Source organism: Gemmatimonadales bacterium (assembly GCA_036279355.1).
GTDB lineage: Bacteria > Gemmatimonadota > Gemmatimonadetes > Gemmatimonadales > GWC2-71-9 > DASQPE01.
The window spans coordinates 1-17,063 of the sequence record DASUJH010000032.1; the positions used below are offsets into that span (position 1 = coordinate 1).

The 17,063-nt window shown below is 69.0% G+C and carries 16 protein-coding genes and 1 tRNA gene; 11 read left to right on the forward strand and 6 right to left on the reverse strand.

Annotated features, from left to right (window positions below):
* On the forward strand, positions 1-1,150 hold a 1,150-nt coding region (gene pdxA / locus VFW66_08655), incomplete at its 5' end, for a 4-hydroxythreonine-4-phosphate dehydrogenase PdxA (GenBank protein ID HEX5386754.1).
* On the opposite strand, the gene hisG is transcribed toward pdxA, so the two are convergent.
* From hisG to VFW66_08670, 3 genes are read right to left on the reverse strand one after another with little or no spacing between them, the layout of a single operon-like run.
* Positions 1,101-1,724 (reverse strand): ATP phosphoribosyltransferase, encoded by a 624-nt coding sequence (gene hisG, locus VFW66_08660; GenBank protein ID HEX5386755.1) that lies wholly within the window; start codon positions 1,722-1,724, stop codon positions 1,101-1,103. The genes pdxA and hisG overlap by 50 nt on opposite strands.
* Positions 1,721-2,692, reverse strand: coding sequence for an ATP phosphoribosyltransferase regulatory subunit (locus VFW66_08665; protein ID HEX5386756.1), 972 nt, complete (start codon positions 2,690-2,692; stop codon positions 1,721-1,723). Before VFW66_08665 ends, hisG begins: the two co-directional genes overlap by 4 nt.
* Positions 2,693-2,745: 53 nt before the next feature.
* Positions 2,746-4,089 (reverse strand): hemolysin family protein, encoded by a 1,344-nt coding sequence (locus VFW66_08670; GenBank protein HEX5386757.1) that lies wholly within the window; start codon positions 4,087-4,089, stop codon positions 2,746-2,748.
* A gap of 46 nt (positions 4,090-4,135) precedes the next feature.
* Here VFW66_08670 and hisD point away from each other — a divergent pair, with 46 nt between their 5' ends.
* The 7 genes from hisD (at position 4,136) to VFW66_08705 (ending at position 11,255) form a co-directional block, all read left to right on the forward strand.
* Entirely contained in the window at positions 4,136-5,491 is a 1,356-nt protein-coding gene (gene hisD / locus VFW66_08675; GenBank protein ID HEX5386758.1) for a histidinol dehydrogenase, read from the forward strand.
* Positions 5,492-5,500: 9 nt separating this feature from the next.
* Positions 5,501-6,487 carry a cation diffusion facilitator family transporter gene (locus VFW66_08680; protein HEX5386759.1) on the forward strand — a complete coding sequence of 329 codons (987 nt, stop codon included), beginning with the start codon at positions 5,501-5,503 and terminating at the stop codon, positions 6,485-6,487.
* A gap of 135 nt (positions 6,488-6,622) precedes the next feature.
* Positions 6,623-8,467, forward strand: a complete 1,845-nt coding sequence (gene typA, locus VFW66_08685) for a translational GTPase TypA (protein HEX5386760.1) — start codon at positions 6,623-6,625, stop codon at positions 8,465-8,467.
* Positions 8,468-8,486: 19 nt separating this feature from the next.
* On the forward strand, positions 8,487-8,717 hold the full coding sequence (locus tag VFW66_08690) for a hypothetical protein (GenBank protein ID HEX5386761.1): 231 nt from the start codon (positions 8,487-8,489) through the stop codon (positions 8,715-8,717).
* 75 nt (positions 8,718-8,792) lie between these two features.
* Positions 8,793-8,866: transfer RNA gene (locus tag VFW66_08695), tRNA-Ile, on the forward strand.
* A gap of 643 nt (positions 8,867-9,509) precedes the next feature.
* A complete protein-coding gene (locus VFW66_08700; protein HEX5386762.1) occupies positions 9,510-10,163 on the forward strand; it encodes a DUF2231 domain-containing protein in 654 nt (217 codons plus the stop codon).
* A 105-nt stretch (positions 10,164-10,268) separates the two neighbouring features.
* Positions 10,269-11,255 carry a hypothetical protein gene (locus VFW66_08705; GenBank protein ID HEX5386763.1) on the forward strand — a complete coding sequence of 329 codons (987 nt, stop codon included), beginning with the start codon at positions 10,269-10,271 and terminating at the stop codon, positions 11,253-11,255.
* A 9-nt stretch (positions 11,256-11,264) separates the two neighbouring features.
* Here VFW66_08705 and VFW66_08710 read toward each other — a convergent pair whose 3' ends face one another.
* From VFW66_08710 to VFW66_08720, 3 genes are read right to left on the reverse strand one after another with little or no spacing between them, the layout of a single operon-like run.
* Positions 11,265-12,125, reverse strand: coding sequence for a cytochrome c oxidase assembly protein (locus VFW66_08710; GenBank protein HEX5386764.1), 861 nt, complete (start codon positions 12,123-12,125; stop codon positions 11,265-11,267).
* A gap of 17 nt (positions 12,126-12,142) precedes the next feature.
* Positions 12,143-13,666: a cbb3-type cytochrome c oxidase subunit I gene (locus VFW66_08715; protein ID HEX5386765.1), complete on the reverse strand. Its 1,524-nt coding sequence runs from the start codon at positions 13,664-13,666 to the stop codon at positions 12,143-12,145.
* A 2-nt stretch (positions 13,667-13,668) separates the two neighbouring features.
* Positions 13,669-14,199 (reverse strand): hypothetical protein, encoded by a 531-nt coding sequence (locus VFW66_08720; GenBank protein HEX5386766.1) that lies wholly within the window; start codon positions 14,197-14,199, stop codon positions 13,669-13,671.
* Positions 14,200-14,591: 392 nt separating this feature from the next.
* Here VFW66_08720 and VFW66_08725 point away from each other — a divergent pair, with 392 nt between their 5' ends.
* From VFW66_08725 to VFW66_08735, 3 genes are all read left to right on the forward strand, one after another.
* Positions 14,592-15,293: a carboxymuconolactone decarboxylase family protein gene (locus VFW66_08725; protein HEX5386767.1), complete on the forward strand. Its 702-nt coding sequence runs from the start codon at positions 14,592-14,594 to the stop codon at positions 15,291-15,293.
* The gene (locus VFW66_08730; protein ID HEX5386768.1) at positions 15,290-16,306 is read left to right on the forward strand and encodes a glyceraldehyde 3-phosphate dehydrogenase NAD-binding domain-containing protein; all 1,017 of its coding nucleotides are present in this window, start codon (positions 15,290-15,292) and stop codon (positions 16,304-16,306) included. The genes VFW66_08725 and VFW66_08730 overlap by 4 nt, the downstream gene beginning before the upstream one ends.
* 265 nt (positions 16,307-16,571) lie before the next feature.
* Positions 16,572-17,057 carry a carboxymuconolactone decarboxylase family protein gene (locus tag VFW66_08735; GenBank protein ID HEX5386769.1) on the forward strand — a complete coding sequence of 162 codons (486 nt, stop codon included), beginning with the start codon at positions 16,572-16,574 and terminating at the stop codon, positions 17,055-17,057.
* Positions 17,058-17,063 lie beyond the last annotated feature (6 nt).

Here is a 17,063-nt window from a genome sequence, read left to right on the forward strand (position 1 = left end):
AACGGGGGCGGGGGCGGAGCCGACTGTCGGCTTGTCGGCGGAGTCCCCGCCCCCGTTTGCGCCGCTCCCGCACGCGATCTCTTCAGGCCGCCCGTCCGCCTGTCCGCCTGTCCGCCTCGCCGTCACCCTCGGCGATCCCCGCGGCATCGGACCGGAGATCGCCGCGAAGGCGTTGGCCGAGGCCATCGACGCGGAAATCGTTGCGATCGGCGCGGAGGATCAGATCGCGGACGTGCCCGCGGCGCTGCGGATTTCGGTGGGCACGTGGGGGCTCGGCGCCGGGGAGCACGCGCCGCGCGGTGGCGCCGCGGCCGATCGGCAGCGCGCCGTGCGGGCAGGGCAGCTCACGGGGCATGCGGTGGAGCGCGCGGTGCGGCTCGTGCAGGCCGGCGAAGTCGATGCGATCGTAACGGGGCCGGCCCAGAAGCACGCGCTCCACCTGGCCGGCTTTCCCTATCCCGGTCATACCGAGTGGCTGGCGCATCTCGCCGGGGATGTCGACGTGGCGATGATGCTCGCGGCGGAATCGCCGGCCGACGCGGGATCAGCGGGCGGGCAGCCCCGCGGTGCGGGGCCAGGCGCACTCGCCCGCGGCGCGCTGCGCGTGGTACTCGTCACTACCCACGTGCCGCTCCGCGACGTGCCGGCGCTCGTCACCATGGACCGCGTCGTTCGCACGGGACGCATCACCGAGCGCGCGCTGCACGAGCTGTGGGGCATCGCCGAGCCCCGGCTCGCCGTGTGCGCGCTCAATCCGCACGCCGGCGAGGCAGGGCTCTTCGGCGACGAGGACGAGCGCGTGCTCCGCCCCGCGGCCAGGATGCTCGGCGCCGCCGGGCCGCTGCCGGCCGACACCGTCTTCGTGCGGGCGATGCGCGGCGAGTTCGACGCCGTGCTGGCGCCGTATCACGACGTGGGGATGACGGCCATCAAGGTGGCCGCATTCGGCGAGGCGGTGAACGTGACGCTCGGGCTGCCATTCATCAGGACGTCACCCGATCACGGCACCGCGTTCGACATCGCGGGCCAGGGCCGGGCCGATGCATCGAGCATGCGCGCGGCGCTCGAGCTGGCCGCCCGGCTCGCGCGGCGCCGCCGGGTTACTGCCGCTGGAGCCGCGCCATCAGCTCGAGATAGCACTCCAGCTTGAGCTTCTGGCTCGCGCGGTTGGCCACCAGCACGGCGCCCACCTCGAGAATCGTCTCCCGCTCCACCAGCCCGTTCGCCTTGAGCGTGGCCCCCGTGTCCACCAGATCGACGATCCAATGCGAGAGGTTGAGCAGCGGCGCGACCTCGACCGACCCGCCGACGTGCACGATGTCGACCGGCCGCCCCAGCGCGTTGAAGTGCTCGCGCGCGAGCCGGGGATACTTGGTGGCAACGCGGGCCGTGGCACCGCCGGGCAGCGCCGGATACGGCGTTGCCGAGGGTGCCGCCACCACGAGACGGCAATAACCGAAGCCCAGCTCCAGCGGCTCCAGCACGTCCGCGGGCGTCTCGCGCAGCACGTCGGTGCCGGTGACGCCGAGGTCCGCGGCGCCGCTCTCGACGTACACCGGCACGTCGGCCGGTTTCACCACCAGAAACTCGATGTCGGGATCGCTCGACGGAACGAGCAGCCGCCGGCCGGCGTCGGGCATCGGCTCGGCGCCGGCGCGGCGGAAGCGCTCGACCGACGGCTCGAGCAGCCGCCCCTTGGCGAGCGCGATGCGCAGGCGGCTCACGCGCCGAGCTCGGCCAGCACGTCGACGTCGAGAGCCAGACCGACGGCCGGCATCGGACGCCCGAAGCGACCCATCAGATCGTCGTAGCGGCCGCCCGCGCCCGCCGCCCGGCCCGCACCGGCCACGAACAGCTCGAAGTGGATGCCGGTGTAGTAGTCGAGCCCGCGCACTTCGCCCAGATCGTACACCAGGTGCGCGCGCTCGGCGGGATCGAGTGCGGCGTCGAGCGCGAGCAGATGCTCGAGCCCGCCGCGCGCGGCGGCAGGCGCCGAGCGAAGCGCGCGCTCGATCGCGTCGCGCCGGCCGATCACGAACGGCAGCTCGAGCAGCGCCTGTACCTCGGCGCCCGCGCCGCCGCGCGCCCCATCGAGCGCACGCGCCAGGCTGCCGCGATCCTTCCGGTCGATCCACCGCCGCACGTCGGCGCGAAGCTGCTCGTCGAGCGCCGCGAGCCCGCCCGCCAGCACACCCGCGTGGCCCAGGTTGAGCTGGAACTCCGTCGGCCCCGCCGCCTCGGCGAGCGCCAGCGCCAGGCGCACGATCTCGACGTCGGCGGAGAGGTCGCCCTGGCCCAACAGCTCGGCGCCCACTTGCAGCGTTTCGCGCGCCCGCCCGCCGCGCTCCGGCTCGTTGCGGTACACGGGTCCCGAATAGCAGAAGCGGAGCGGCCGCGCCGCGTCGGCGAACGTCGTCGCCGCCACGCGCGCGATGCTCGAGGTGAAATCGTAGCGCAGCGCCAGAATGCGCCCGTCTAGATCGACGAACCGGATGAGTCGCTCGGCCACGTCGGCCCCGCCGGCGCGGCGGAACACCTCCTCGTACTCGAAGGTCGGCGGGCTCGACTCCTCGTAGCCCGCCCTCTCGAGCACGCCCATCATCGCGCGCTGCAAGGCGCGGCGACGCCGGACGGCGTCGCCCGTGAGGTCAACGGCCCCGGGCGGAATGGCGGCAAGCGATGCGCGCGGCATGACGCGGGAAGATATCGGCGGCCGGTGCGCGCGGGAACGCCCGGCGCTCACGCTCAGCGCGGCCGCTCGGCGGTCTCTTCGGCGGGTTCGGGCTGGTTCTGGTGGACGCGGATGGTCCGCACGCGGCGGCCGTCCATCTCCGCGACCTCGAAGGTGAATCGGCCCGCGGCCACCCGATCGCCGGGGCGTGGCAAGCGGCCGAGCTGGCCGAACACGTAGCCGCCGAGCGTGGTGTAGTCGGCGTCGTCCAGCTCGGCGCCATACTCGGAGTTGAACTCGGTGATGGGCGTGGCGCCATCGAGCACGGGGCCGCCCACCACCGGCGTCGGGCGCTCCTGGCGGTCGTATTCGTCGAAGATGGGGCCCACGATCTCCTCCAGCAGGTCCTCCATCGTTACCAGTCCCGCCGTGCCGCCGTACTCGTCGAGCACCACCGCGAGGTGGGTCTTGAGGCGCTTCATGTCGGCCAGCACGTCCTCCACCTCGCGCGTCCCTGGCACGAAGAGCGGCGGACGCATGATGGTGCGGAGCTGTGCGCCCGGATGGGCGCGAAGGGCGCTCAGGATGTCCTTGGCGTGCACCACGCCCACGATCTCGTCCAGCGAGTCCTGATACACCGGGTACCGGCTCCGCCGCACCCGGGCCACCTCGTCGGCTGCCGCCTCCACCGGCGTCTCCGCCGCGAACGCCACCATCTGGGTGCGCGGCGTCATCACCTCCTGCGCCGTCTTCTCGCTGAACTCGAAGACGCCCTCGAGCAGCCTCGCGTCCTCCTGCAGGAGCTTGCCGCCCTCTTCGCTCTGCTCCACCAACATCCGGATCTCGTCGGCCGAGTGGAGCCGCTCGGTCTCGCCGGGCGGGTTGATGCCGGCGAGGTTGAGCAGCCAGTTGGAGCTGCGCCGGAGCAGCGCGATGGGCCCGGCCATCACCCAGCCGAACGCGAGCAGCGGGCCGGCTGTCCACGACGCCACGATCTCGGGGTGCACCAGCGCGAACGCTTTCGGCACCAGCTCGCCCAGGATGATGGTGACGTAGGTGACGATGGCGAACGCGACGATGGTGGCGACCGAATGGAGTGCAATACCGGCCACCGCCGCCGGAAGCCCGCTGAACCACCCGCGGATGAGCGCCGCCACCGCCGGCTCGCCCACCCAGCCCAGGCCGAGCGAGGCGAGCGTGATGCCGAGCTGGGTGGCGGAAATCGAGCGGTCGAGCGATTGAATGGCCCGGCGGGCAAAGGTAGCTTTGCGATTTCCTGCGCGGATCATCTCGTCGAGCCGCGTCTTCCGCGAGCTCACGAGGGAGAATTCGGTCGCCACGAAGTACGCGTTGGCGACGACCAGGAGCACGACCGCGACCAGGCCGAACGCCGTGGAGGCAGGTTCTGAGGGGTCCATACCGGGATAAGTCTAACAACGAGGCGATGTTACCGCGAGGGCCGGGATGGAAACGGCAGGCGTGATCCGCCGGATCGCCCTGCCGCCGCTCGAGCGGCTCGCGCCGTTTCTCCCTCGTGCGGGCGGCGTCGACCCGGCCACGCGCGACCAGGTGGCGCGCATCCTCGACGACGTGCGCCTGCATGGCGACGCCGCCGTCCGCCGCTACACGTGCGATTTCGACCACCTCGATCTCGCCCCCGCCGAATGGGAGCTCGGGCTCGACGCGTGGCAGGCGGCGCTCGCCCGCATCCCCGCCGCGCTGCGCGACGCGCTGACTCTCGCCGCCGGCCGCGTGCGCGCCTATCACGAGCGGCAGCGCGATTCCGGCTTCACCATCACCGACCCCGACGGCACCGTCCTCGGCATGCGGGTGAGGCCCCTGGACCGCGTGGGCCTTTACGTGCCCGGCGGCAAGGCGTCGTATCCGAGCTCCGTCATCATGAACGCGGTGCCCGCCGCCGTGGCCGGCGTGGGGGAGATCGTCGCCGTGGTGCCGCCGGCCGGCGCCACCGACGCGGTGCTCGCGGCCTGCGCGCTCGCGGGAGTGACCCGAATCTTCCGGATCGGCGGCGCGCAGGCGGTGGCCGCGCTCGCGTTCGGCACGCGGACGGTGCCGCGCGTGGACAAGGTCGTCGGACCGGGCAATCGCTGGGTGGCCGAGGCCAAGCGTCAGCTCGCGGGACAGGTGGGCATCGACATGATCGCGGGCCCGACCGAGGTGCTCATCCTGGCCGATGACACCGCGCTGCCGGACCGTGTCGCCGCCGACCTCATCGCGCAGGCCGAGCACGACGAGGATGCCAGCGCGTGGTGCGTCACCACCGATGCCGCGCTCGCCGGCGCGATTCCGGCGGCGCTCGAGCGGGCGCTGGCCGGCGCGCCACGGGAGGCGATCGCCCGGGCGTCGCTCGCGCGGAATGGCCTCGTCGTGCTCGTGCCTGGGCTTCGCGACGCCGTCGAGGTAGCTAACCTCCGCGCGCCCGAGCATCTCGAGATCGTGGCCCGGGACGCCGAAGCCATCGCGTCCCAGGTGCGCCATGCCGGCGCCATTTTTCTCGGCGACGACACCCCCGAGCCCGTGGGCGACTACGTCGCCGGCCCGAGCCACGTGCTCCCCACCGCGGGTACCGCGCGCTACGCCTCGCCGCTCGGCGTGTACGATTTCGTGAAGCGCACGAGCATCATCCGCTACAGCCGGGCGCGACTGTGCAGCGACGCGGCGGCAATCGAGGCGCTCGCCGAGGCGGAGGGATTGGCGGGGCATGCGGAGGCGGTGCGGGGGCGGACGGGCGGACAGGCGGACAGGCGGACAGGCGGACAGGCGGGCGGGCGGACGGACGGAGAGGGGGAGGCGCGTTAGGTTTCGCCCATGGACGCGACGCGACCGAACTGCACCCATTTTACCGCTGACCGCCTGCCCGCCGGAGGTCCGTTCGTCCGCCCGTCCGCCCGCCCGCCCGTCCGCCTCTTATGGTCCGTCCTGGCGCTCACCGGCGCGTTCATGATCGTCGAGGTGATCGGCGGCTGGTTGAGCGGCTCGCTCGCGCTCCTCGCCGACGCGGGGCACATGCTCACCGATGTGGGGGCGCTCGGGCTCTCGCTCTTTGCGGCGCGCATCGCGCTCCGGCCGGCGGACGAGGCCAAGACCTACGGCTACCAACGCTGGGAGATCATCGCCGCGTTGGTGAATGGCGCCGCGCTCGTCGCCATTACCGTATGGGTCGTGGTCGAGGCGGTGCGGCGGATCAGCAATCCCTCCCCGATCCGGCCGGGGCTCTTCCTCGCCGTGGCGGTGGCCGGGCTCATCGTCAACGTCGTGAGCCTCTCGCTCCTCCACGGCGCCCGCGAGGGCAACCTCAACACCCGCGGCGCCTACCTCCACATCCTGGGCGACGCGCTGGGCTCGGTGGGCGCCATCGTTGCGGCCGTCATCGTCTGGGCCACCGGCAACACCATCGCCGACCCGGTGCTCTCGATCGCGCTCGCGCTGCTCATCCTGGTCGGTGCGTGGCGGCTGGTGCGGGAGAGCACCGACGTGCTGCTCGAGGCGGTGCCGAAAGGCATCTCGCTGGGCGAGGTCGAGCGGTGCATGCGCGGCGTGGCCGGCGTCACCGCGGTGCACGACCTCCACGTCTGGACCGTCGCAAGCGGCATGGTCGCCATGAGCGGCCACGCCGTCGTTCCCGACCTCCGCACCCACCCGGGCGTGCTCGACGGCATTCAGGCCGAGATGGCGCGGCTCGGCATCGGGCACGTGACGGTGCAGTTGGAGGTGGAGGACGGGTGCGTGGAGCCGGTCGTGCCGCTCCGTCCCCATCACCCTGACGCGCAGGCCCACGCGCACCATCATCACTAGGATTTCGAGGGGGTTTCGAGGCCTCCCGCCGTCTCTTGCGGTGGGCAGAGGGCGGGTCTATATATGCCCCGCGGTGGCCCGGGCGGTCCGGGCTGCTCGCATCTTGGACCGCACGGAGACGCGGAAGCCGAAGTCGTGATTCGCAATCTCGCCATCATCGCCCACGTTGACCATGGCAAGACCACGCTGGTCGACCAGATGCTCCGCCAGGCTGGTGCCTTCCGCGCCAACCAGCAGGTGGAGGAGCGCGTGATGGATTCCAACCCGCTGGAGCGGGAGCGGGGGATCACGATTCTGTCCAAGAACACCGCGGTGCACTGGGGCGGCGTCAAGATCAACATCGTCGACACTCCGGGCCATGCCGATTTCGGCGGCGAGGTGGAGCGCATCCTCCGGATGGTGGACGGCGTGCTCATCCTGGTCGACGCGGCCGAAGGTCCGATGCCGCAGACCCGGTTCGTCACTCGAAAGGCGCTCGCCTTGGGGCTCCGGCCCATCGTCGCCATCAACAAGATCGATCGGGCCGACGCCGAGCCGCTCCGGGTGCACGACGAGGTACTCGGGCTCTTCATCGACCTCGAGGCCACCCACGAGCAGCTCGACGCCCCTTTCCTTTATACGTCGAGCCGCGCGGGGACGGCGACACCCGATCTGGCCCAGCCCGGCCAGGATCTCATGCCGCTCTTCCGGGCCATCGTGGACCACGTGCCGGCGCCCAGGGGCGATCCCGAGGGCCCGTTCCAGATGCTGGTCTCGACGCTCGATTTCTCCAGCTTTCTCGGACGAATCGCGATCGGCCGCATCGAACGTGGCCGGGTAAAGGTGGGCGACCAGGTGGCGCTGCTCCCGCTGGGCGAGCCGGGGCTCGCCGCCGACGAAGCGGCGGAGCGGAACCGGGTGACCAGGCTCTACACATTCGACGGGCTCAATCGGGTGGAGATCGATCGCGCCGAGGCGGGCGACATCGTGGCGCTCGCGGGGTTCGACACGATCGAGATCGGGAAGACGTTTGCCGCGGTGGAGACGCCGGAGCGGCTCGAGGGCATCGCGGTGGAGGAGCCCACGATCTCGGTCGACCTCATCGTGAACAACAGCCCGTTCGCGGGGCGCGAGGGGAAGTACGTCACCAGCCGCCAGGTGCGCGACCGGCTCTACCGCGAGCTCGAGCGCAACGTGGCGCTCCGGGTCGAGCCGACCGAGAGCCCCGACACCCACACCGTCTCCGGCCGCGGCGAGCTGCACCTCGGCATCATGATGGAGACGATGCGGCGCGAGGGGTACGAGTTCCAGGTCTCTCGTCCGCGAGTCATCACCAGGACCGGCCCCGACGGCGAGCGGCTGGAGCCGTACGAGGAGCTGATGATCGATGTGCCGGAAGAGTACATGGGCGTCGTCATGGAGAAGCTGGGGCCTCGGCGCTCGGAGCTCACCGAGATGCGGAATCCGGGGCAGGGCGTCGTGCGGATGACGTTCCGGATTCCGGCGCGCGGGCTTTTCGGCTACCGCTCGGAGTTTCTGACGGACACGCGCGGCATGGGAACGATGCATCATCGGTTTCTCGATTACGGGCCGTGGGCGGGCCCGCTCGCCGGGCGGAAGCGCGGGGTGCTGGTGGCCGACCGCGAGGGCGTGGTGGTGGCGTACGCGCTGGGCAACCTGCAGGAGCGGGCGCAGATGTTCGTGTCGCCGGGAGACCACGTGTACGAGGGATTGATCGCGGGCGAGAGCGCGCGCCTGGGCGACATGGACGTGAACGTGACGAAGGAAAAGAAGTTGACGAACATGCGGGCGTCGGGCTCCGACGACAACATCCTGCTCGAGCCGCCGCGCGAGATCACGCTCGAATACGCTCTCGAGTACATCGAGGAAGACGAGCTGATCGAAGTGACGCCGAAGGCCATCCGCCTGCGGAAGCGGGTGCTCGCGGCAAACGATCGCAGGAAGGCCGCCCGGGCCGCCCGGGTGGCGGACGCTTCGTAGGCGGCACCCCCTCTCTCAGATGGCGGAGGACATCATGGTGGCCCGGGAACCCTTGTTGGAGGCCCTCGAGATGCGTCGCCGGTTCGACGAGGATGAGGACGAGATGGACGACGACGCCTTCGGCTTCGGCGAGGACGACGACGATCTGGATGAGGATGACGACGATCTGGACGAGGACGATGAAGATCTGGATGAGGAGGACCTGGACGACCTCGATGATCTCAGCGAGGAGGAAGAGGATTTGCGGTGACACGAGGCGGGACGGGCGGTGTCCCCTCTTCCGCCTTTACCGCCCTCACCGCGCGCGCATATCTTGCGTGCACTGGGGCCTGTAGCTCAGGTGGTTAGAGCGCACGCCTGATAAGCGTGAGGTCGGTAGTTCAACTCTACCCAGGCCCATCACAACACGGTCCGGCAACATCTCGCCCCGCTGACACTTCGCTGTTGGCGGGGCGTTGTGCAGGAGATGCGGTAACAGCCGACGAGCGAGGGCGGTAACACGTTCGCCTGTTACCACTCACCGCGACCGGCTCACACCGCGAGCGCTTTGAGCCGATCGCCGAGCGCTTTCCGATGCTGCTCGACCCGATGCTCGACCACCCCGAGCGATGCCGCACCGCGCCCAGATGGCTGTACACGCGCTGGACCGCTACACCACGGTTGGCGTGCCCATGAGTGCTGCGTGCTGCGGGACCCTTCATCGCTTCCGGGTCGCACCGCACACTGTGTCGCGATGACTCCTCTCATGATGTCGCATCGGCCTCGATTGAACCGGTGGTGGTGTAGATTGCAGATGTCGCTCGAAGCCCAGTCGATTGCAACCGCGAGCCTACAGGGACGAGTGGTGGCGGCCACGGAGCGACAAGAAGCAACTGGCGATGCAAGCGAAGGAAGTCACGGCGAGTGGGCAGATGCCGAGCGGTCCAACCTCTGTGGGCGGTCTGAGCGGGGGAACAGGGGAGCTGCACGGGTCGTGCGAGGAGCCCGGTACTGCTCTCCCGGACCGTGCGCGGATCATCACTCGAGCCCAACGGAGCACATCATGGCCATCCGTCTGCAAGAGATTCACCCGTCGCTCGTGCACCTACCGATCTCGCTGTTACCCGTCGCCATCAGTGCGGACGCACTGGGGCGGGCCACCGGGAGCCGCTCACTCCTCGAAACCGGGCGGCAGACCATACAGGTGGCCGCAGCCGGGGCTGCTGTCTCCGCCGTCTCCGGCCTCATTGCGCAAGAGGAGGTAAACGTCCAGGGCGAGACCATGGACATGCTCATTACGCACCGCAACATCAACCTCGCGGCGACTGTCCTGACCGGCCTCATGGCCGTGTGGCGGAGAGGGCGCTACCGGCCCTCGGTTGCCTATCTCGGCGTCGGCTTCGCTGGCATTGCCGCGCTCATCTACTCGGCGTATCTGGGCGGCACGCTCGTGTACAAGCACGGCGTTGGTGTGGAGCCCGCCGGCGGCCAGTACCGGAAGAACCCGCCCGAGTTCGGGGTGGCTGGGGAAACGGGAGCGTTCGTCAGGGGCGCGGCCACCGATCTCGTGCACGGCGTGAAGCATCTGGTGCAAGAGTTGGCGCAGGGGAAGATCGTGCCATGGCTCGCCGACGGCCGAGCCGCGCGACGGATCGAGGCTCCCCAGCGCGCCGAGCGTGCCGCTCCTGAACACACGGAGAGCGCGGCGACCACATGAGACGCGTGCAGCGTCCGCGCCGCTGGCGTGATTGCCAACCTTGAAGCGTCGCGCCGCCATGCTTGTCCTCCCTAGATAGTCGCTCATCAGATAGTCGCTCATCCGATGTCGCGATTGCAGGGCCAGGCCCACTCGTCGCTCGCCGCGCCGCCAGCGTCCCGCTCCCGGCAAGAGCTGAGCGTCCTGGCGCCGTTCCGCCTCGATCTCACCGTGAGCGCACTCCGGCGGTTGCCGACGAACGTCGTCGATGTGCTCACGCCGGATGGCGAATATGTGCGCGCGTTCGCCGGCGCGCACGGCTCCCCGCGCGGTCCTGTGATCGCGCGCGTTTCACAGGCGCGGCCTGATGCGCTCACCGTGACGATCGAGAGCGACGCGCGCGATGCGCTGGAGGACGCGCGGGTGCTCGCACTGGTGCGGCGCACGCTCGGGGTCGATCGCGATCTCGCACTCTTCGGCCGCTCCGCCGCGCGCGTGCCGTGGCTTAGTCCGTTGGCACGCCGCATGCGCGGCGTGAAGCCGCCGCGCTACCCCACGCTCTGGGAGGCGTTTGTCAATGCGATCGTTTTCCAGCAGGTGAGCCTACAAGCGGCCAGCACCATCGCGCGCCGACTGATCGTCACACTCGGCACTTCCATCGAGACCGAGGGCACGCCGCTGTATCTGTTCCCGAGCGCCGAGCGCGTGCTGGGGACGGCGGACGACGTATTGCGCGCTATGGGGCTCAGCACCGGTAAGATCGCGACGCTCCGGCGCGCCGGTGAGGCGCTCACCTCGGGCGCGCTCGACGAAGGGATGCTGGAGGAGCGGGCGAGTCCCGACGCCGCAGCATTGCTCCGCCAGATCAAGGGCATCGGCCCGTGGACGGCGACGGTCATCCTGCTGCGGGGGCTCGGGCGGCTGGATGTCTTCCCGATGAACGACACCAGCGTGGCGCGCAACGCCGCGCTCGTCGCGGGCGGCGTGCCGCTCGATGTCACGACGATTCTCGAGACACTGGCGCCTCAGCAGGGCATGTTGTATTACCATTTGCTCCTTGCGCGGCTCGAAGCGCGCGGCGAAGTGGGCCGCGCGTCCGTCGCGTCGCGCTGATGATCCTCGTCACATGGTATTCGAGACTCGAACCGACGGCCCGCCTGGTGGCATGCATTTCACGGACCCTGGAGCCGCGTCGGCGTCCGCTTCTTGACTCTGGGTGTCGCCTTCCCGTATCGCGAGTGCGGCGGCCAGCGCGAAAACGACGGCTCCGGGGAACCACATGAGTGCGCCGGCCAGTCGCTGATCGGCGAGCGCGGACGACAGTGTCGCTCCGGGGATGTGCAGATACTGCGAGTAGATCACGCTGCCGCGAAACATGATGACGGCGCCCAGGAGCGCGGACTGCGTCGCGCCTGCCAGCAGGTATCCCACGCGCGCGACGTTGCTGTGCAGCCGCCCGACAGCCGCCGGCGGCGCAAGGAGAGGCCACCAGTAGAGCAGGTAGCCGCCGACGAACCAGAGATGCTCGACCCCATGCACGATCGGGTTGGTGAGCGCGAGCCCGTAGAGTGGCGGTGCGTGCCAGGCCCAGAGCACCACCGTGGAGATCGCCCAGGCCAATGCCGGATGCGTGATGATGGCGAGCGGTCGCGACGGTGCCCGGCGCGGCCGCACGCTCTGCAGCAGGGGGAGCGCTCCCATGAGGAGGAGCGGAGCGACGATCCAGATGAGCAGATCATGCTCGATCATGTGCATGGAGAGCAGGCGCTCGTCGTTGGCGCCGATCGGCGACATGAGGGCAAACACGATGGCACCGAGCCCGCCCGTGAAGGCGGCGAGGAGTGCCCACGCGCGGCGCGTGCACCGTCTGCGCATCCCGCTGCCCACCCACACGGCAACGTAGCCCAGCTCGAGGAGAATGAGTGCGATGCCCAGCGGGGCTTCCCACTCCCACTCCCAGACGAAGGAAGCGGTGCCGGACATCACCGTCCCGCCGAAGGTCAGGACTCGAGGGTGGGGTCGTGCGTGCCGCGCCAGGCTGCCTTGAAGCGCGCCCCGATATCCCAGCTCAGCCACGCGAGGCTCAGCGCGAGCAGCACGACGAACGGCACCGCGATGCGCGCGTATATCTGCCATTGTGCAAGGTGCACCGCGTAGCGGCGCGGCACACTGTTCGCGCCGGCCACGAAGAACATGAAGATGAACCCCGCGCCGCCAATCCCATACAGCCACGCCGCCATGCGGCTCGCCCGGGCGTCACCTCGATTGCTGAGCGCTCGCACCAGATAGAAGAGATATCCCCATGCGAACGCGACGGCGCCGAGCAAGTAATAGGTATGGAAGTGCGCCGGCACCCACATGGTGTTGTGCATCACCTGGTTGACCGGGATCGTGGCGTCGAGCACCGCTCCCAAGCCGCCGAACACCCACCCCCATAGTCCGAGCGCCAGGAGGATCGGGGCGGCCGTCCAGCGTATGCCGGAGCGATAGATGAGGGCAAGCGCCCCGATGATGGTGACGATGAAAGATGGTAGAGCGACGGCGTAGGACGCGATCTCGGCCAAGAGCTGAAGGCCGATGGGTTGGGCGAAGTCCGCGTAGAGGTGGTGCGAGTAGTTGATCAGCATCAGGACGATGATGAGATCCCACGCGAACACGACCGGCCACGTCGTCCGCCATGCGCGCCCGGTAAATGCCGGCAGCGCCGCATACACCAGCCCGGCCGTCACGTAAATGCTCAGATTCGCCATCGTGTGACCGAAGAGCAGCACGGCGTTCTTGGCGAACAGCGCATTGACCGATCCCACGATGCCCGCCGCCTGCGCGAAGAGCGGGATCAGGTAGACGGCGCCGGCCGCCGCGGCCACGATCGAGTCGATCGAGATGACGGCGGCGATGAGCTCGGGCGGCCGCGGGAGCGCGTTCCGCTCGTCGCGTCCGCCGGAGAACAGATAGCGGAGCGCCAAGACCTTCGTCAGTCCGCCATGCGATCTGGCGAGCGCGTACAGCATGTGCGCGCTGAAGAGCAGCAGTCCGAGCGCAACGAAGAGATAGCCCGCGTACATGGCGAGGGCAGAGTCCATGGTCCACACGAAGCCGTGGGTGGGGAGTGGATAGAGGATTGTCCATCCAGCACCAAACCCTCCGACGAGTGTGGCGAGGTCGACGAAGCCGGTGCCCAGCAGGTAGACCACCAGCGCGATCCACAGCACGCGCGCACTCAACCGGGTCGTGGCGCTCACCGCCGCAGCAAGACCACCCAACCCCGCGAGGAGTATCGAGGCGACCATGCCGGCTCCGTGCAGCGTCATGAGCCGATAGAACCACTCGGGGGGAATGACCATTAGGCCGCCCTGATCGAGGCGCATGAGCAGTCCGAGCAGCCCCATCACCAGAAAGCCGCCGAGCCCCGCGACCATGTACGCCATCGAGGCGCGAAGCACCTCGCCATTGGCGCGGCGCGGAGCGAGCAGCGGCGTACCCGCTGTATACTCGTCCGCGAGGACTGCTCCCTGACCCCCCACGGTTACTGCTCCGCGACGGTGAAGGTGGTCGTCATCATGTCGTGCGCGAGCCCGCAATATTCCAAGCAGCGCACGGTGTACGTCCCCGGCGCGGGAAACACGTAGACGAGGCGGTTGGTGTAGCCGGGCATGGCCTGCACTTGCGCGACCAGGCGACCTCGTGGGTCGTAGAGCCCGAAGTCGTGATTCACATCGCGCGCGCTGACAGCGAACTCGATGGGGACACCTTCTGGGACCCGAGTGCGCGACAAGATCCAGCTCCATTGCGCCCCGGTGACCGCAACCGTGACCGGCGGCGGTCCGAGCTCCATGATGCGCGTCCCCTGATACGGGAGCCGACGCAGTGTCAGGATGAAGAGCACGATGGCGATGGCCGCGAAGCTCGTGAGCAGGACCAGCCGCACCCTGGCCTCCGACTTCTGGATGGTCTCGACCGGCACCGCCCGCGGAGATCGAAGGAGCACCGTCGCCCAACCAGCTGTCCAGATGAGCCCCAAGGCGATCAGGACGGCGAGCACAACGTGTGGATTCAAAGCGTGGGCAGCTCCGCGCGATGTCGCGCTTCCGCTCGGTGTGCAATCATACCGCTGCGTGCCTCTGTGAGCGTGGCCGGGAGCCCAACAGGAGCTCGTCCTCGCCGGTGAACGGCTCTGCCGTCTCCACGCGTGAAGAGCGCCGCGGTGGCAGCGCCGATCTGTCTGAGACGATCCTGCATTGACAGGCCCTGCGCGACCAGTGGTCCAGACATACCGCAAGATAGTGCCGAAGCGGGCGGGGGGGCGATTAAAAAGCTTCCTGGCCGCTACATGCTCCCTTCGCGATGAGCTCGCGATCTTCCCCCGGCATGATGGATTGAGAAGAACGCAGCATCGGCAACGAGATCCGGGTCGACGATCTCAAGATCGCCCAGGAGCGCGCAGATCACGTGGACATCATCTTCAATGCGAGGCATCCGGGCGTGGCGGTGCCGCACTACCATATTATGGTGGGGTATGTGTCGCTGGCGGATGCAGCCAAGCTGGCCAGTCCGCTGGGTGGTGCGCCAGAACGTGCACACGACAACCGCGTGCCACCCGCGGAACGACCATCATCCGCTCAGGATCCCCCAGCGTGCGGCGGATCCGATTCAAGGAGAAGGAACATGATGAGCTCTGACACCCACGGCACCTCCACCATTCCCGCGACCGGCGAGCAACAGGCAAGCCCGCCAGCGTCGACGCATGAGCTGCTCTACCCGCAAGCGACTCGGGAGCTCGCCGAGCAGCGAGCCCGTCTGGCCCCCGGGCCGGCCAAGGCCTTTCGAGCCTTCAGCCAGAGCGTGTTCACCGAGGGCGCCCTTCCTACGAAGACGAAGCAGCTGATCGCGGTGGCCGTCGCTCACGTGACCCAGTGCCCGTACTGCATCCGCAGCCATACTGGCGCGGCACTCAGGCATGGAGGCACGGCCGAGGAGATCATGGAAGCCATCTGGGTCGCCGCGGAGATGCGCGCTGGCGGCGCGTACGCGCATTCGGCTCTGGCGCTGGATGTGATCGCCCGCGAGCAGGCGAAGCATGCGGCCGACATCGAGAACTCTGCCGGCACGCGGGGAGCGGGCATCGCATCGAGCATGGAGGAGGCGGGATGAGCACCAACGTCGCCATCAACGGTCTCGGGCGAATTGGCCGCGCGATCCTCAAGCTGGTGATGGATGAGCCGTCGCTCGAGCTGGTCGCCGTCAATGACCTGGTTGATGTCGAGAATCTCGCCTACCTGCTTCGCTACGACACGGTATATGGGCGGTACGCGAAGTCCGTGGCGGTCGCTGGAGATGACCTGATCGTCGCCGGCCGCACGGTGCGGACGCTACGGAGCCGCGACCCGCTGGATCTCCCCTGGCGGGAGCTGGGAGTCGAGCTCGTATTCGAGTGCACGGGCGCGCTGACGCGGCGTGAGGATCTCGAGAAGCACATCCGCGCGGGCGCGCGGACCGTTCTCCTGTCGGCGCCATCGAAGGGTGGCGAGGTAGAGACGGTTGTCCATGGCGCGAACGCGCCGGACGGCAATCTCGCCATGTTCTCCTGCGCGAGCTGCACGACGAACTGCATTACGCCGATCATCGAGGTCATCGGTCGGCGCATCGGGATCGAGAAGGCGGTGATGACGACCGTGCATGCCTATACCGCGTCGCAGTCGCTCGTCGATGGACCGGGCAAGGGCCTGCGTCGTGGTCGGGCCGCCGCGGCGAACCTCATTCCGGCCACGACGGGTGCAGCGCGCGCGACGACGCGCGCGCTGCCGCAGTACGCGGGGCTCTTCGACGGCGTCGCGATCCGGGCGCCGCTTCCCGTCGGGTCTCTCGCGGACATCACATTCATGACCTCGCGCAAGACCACCGTCGAGGAGGTGAACGAGATCCTCACGGGAGAAGCGCAAACGGAGCGCTACGCCGGAGTGCTCGGGGTGTCGCACGATCCACTCGTGTCATCGGACGTCATTGGCGACCCGCGCGCGTCCATCGTCGACCTCGAGCTCACGAGGGTGGTCGGCGGGGATCTGGTCAAGGTCATGAGCTGGTACGACAACGAGTGGGGCTACGCGAACCAGATGCTCCGCGAGGCGCTGTCGGTGACGGCGGCAACCGGCACGCATGCGCGGTAGCGGCCGGGCGCCCGGGCTGCGTGGAGGAGCGAGATCGCCCCATCCCGGATGCGCGCGTACGAGGCGCTCGACAACGACCAGCCGCGGGAACGAGCGTCGTCGGAAGGAGGAGCTGCAAGGGGGCGACGCGCATCCTGCGGCCAGACTGCCGGCGGCATGCAGCCCCGCGCATCCCGAAGCCTGGGGTGGCGAGACCTCACGCCGCAGCAGCAGGGCGAGGCCGATGCGTGCGGCGCCCACTGCCCACCGATCACGGAGGAGCGACATGGACCAAGAACGGATCGCCTACACTCGCGTCGCGTCGGATGGGATCCGCGCCATGCTACAGCTGGAGGAGTATGTGAAACAGAGTGGACTCGAGCCGGGGCTGCTCGACCTGGTGAGGACTCGAGTGTCCGAGATCAACCGATGTGCGTACTGCATCGACATGCACACGAAGGACGCCCGGGCTCGGGGCGAGACGGAGCAGCGGCTCTACGAGCTCCCCGCCTGGCGCGAGACCCCGTTCTACAGTGATCGCGAGCGCGCGGCCCTCGCATGGGCGGAAGCGGTGACGGTACTCTCACAGAATTCGATTCCGAACGAGCTCTTTCAGCAGGCCCGCGGCCAGTTCAGTGAGAAGGAGTTGGTGGATCTGACCCTTGCCATCATCGCCATCAACAGCTGGAACCGCCTTGCCGTGCCCTTCCGCACAGTGCCCGGGACCTACAACCCGGCGCGGCATCATGGGCAGCAGCCCGTGCACCTGTAACCTGCG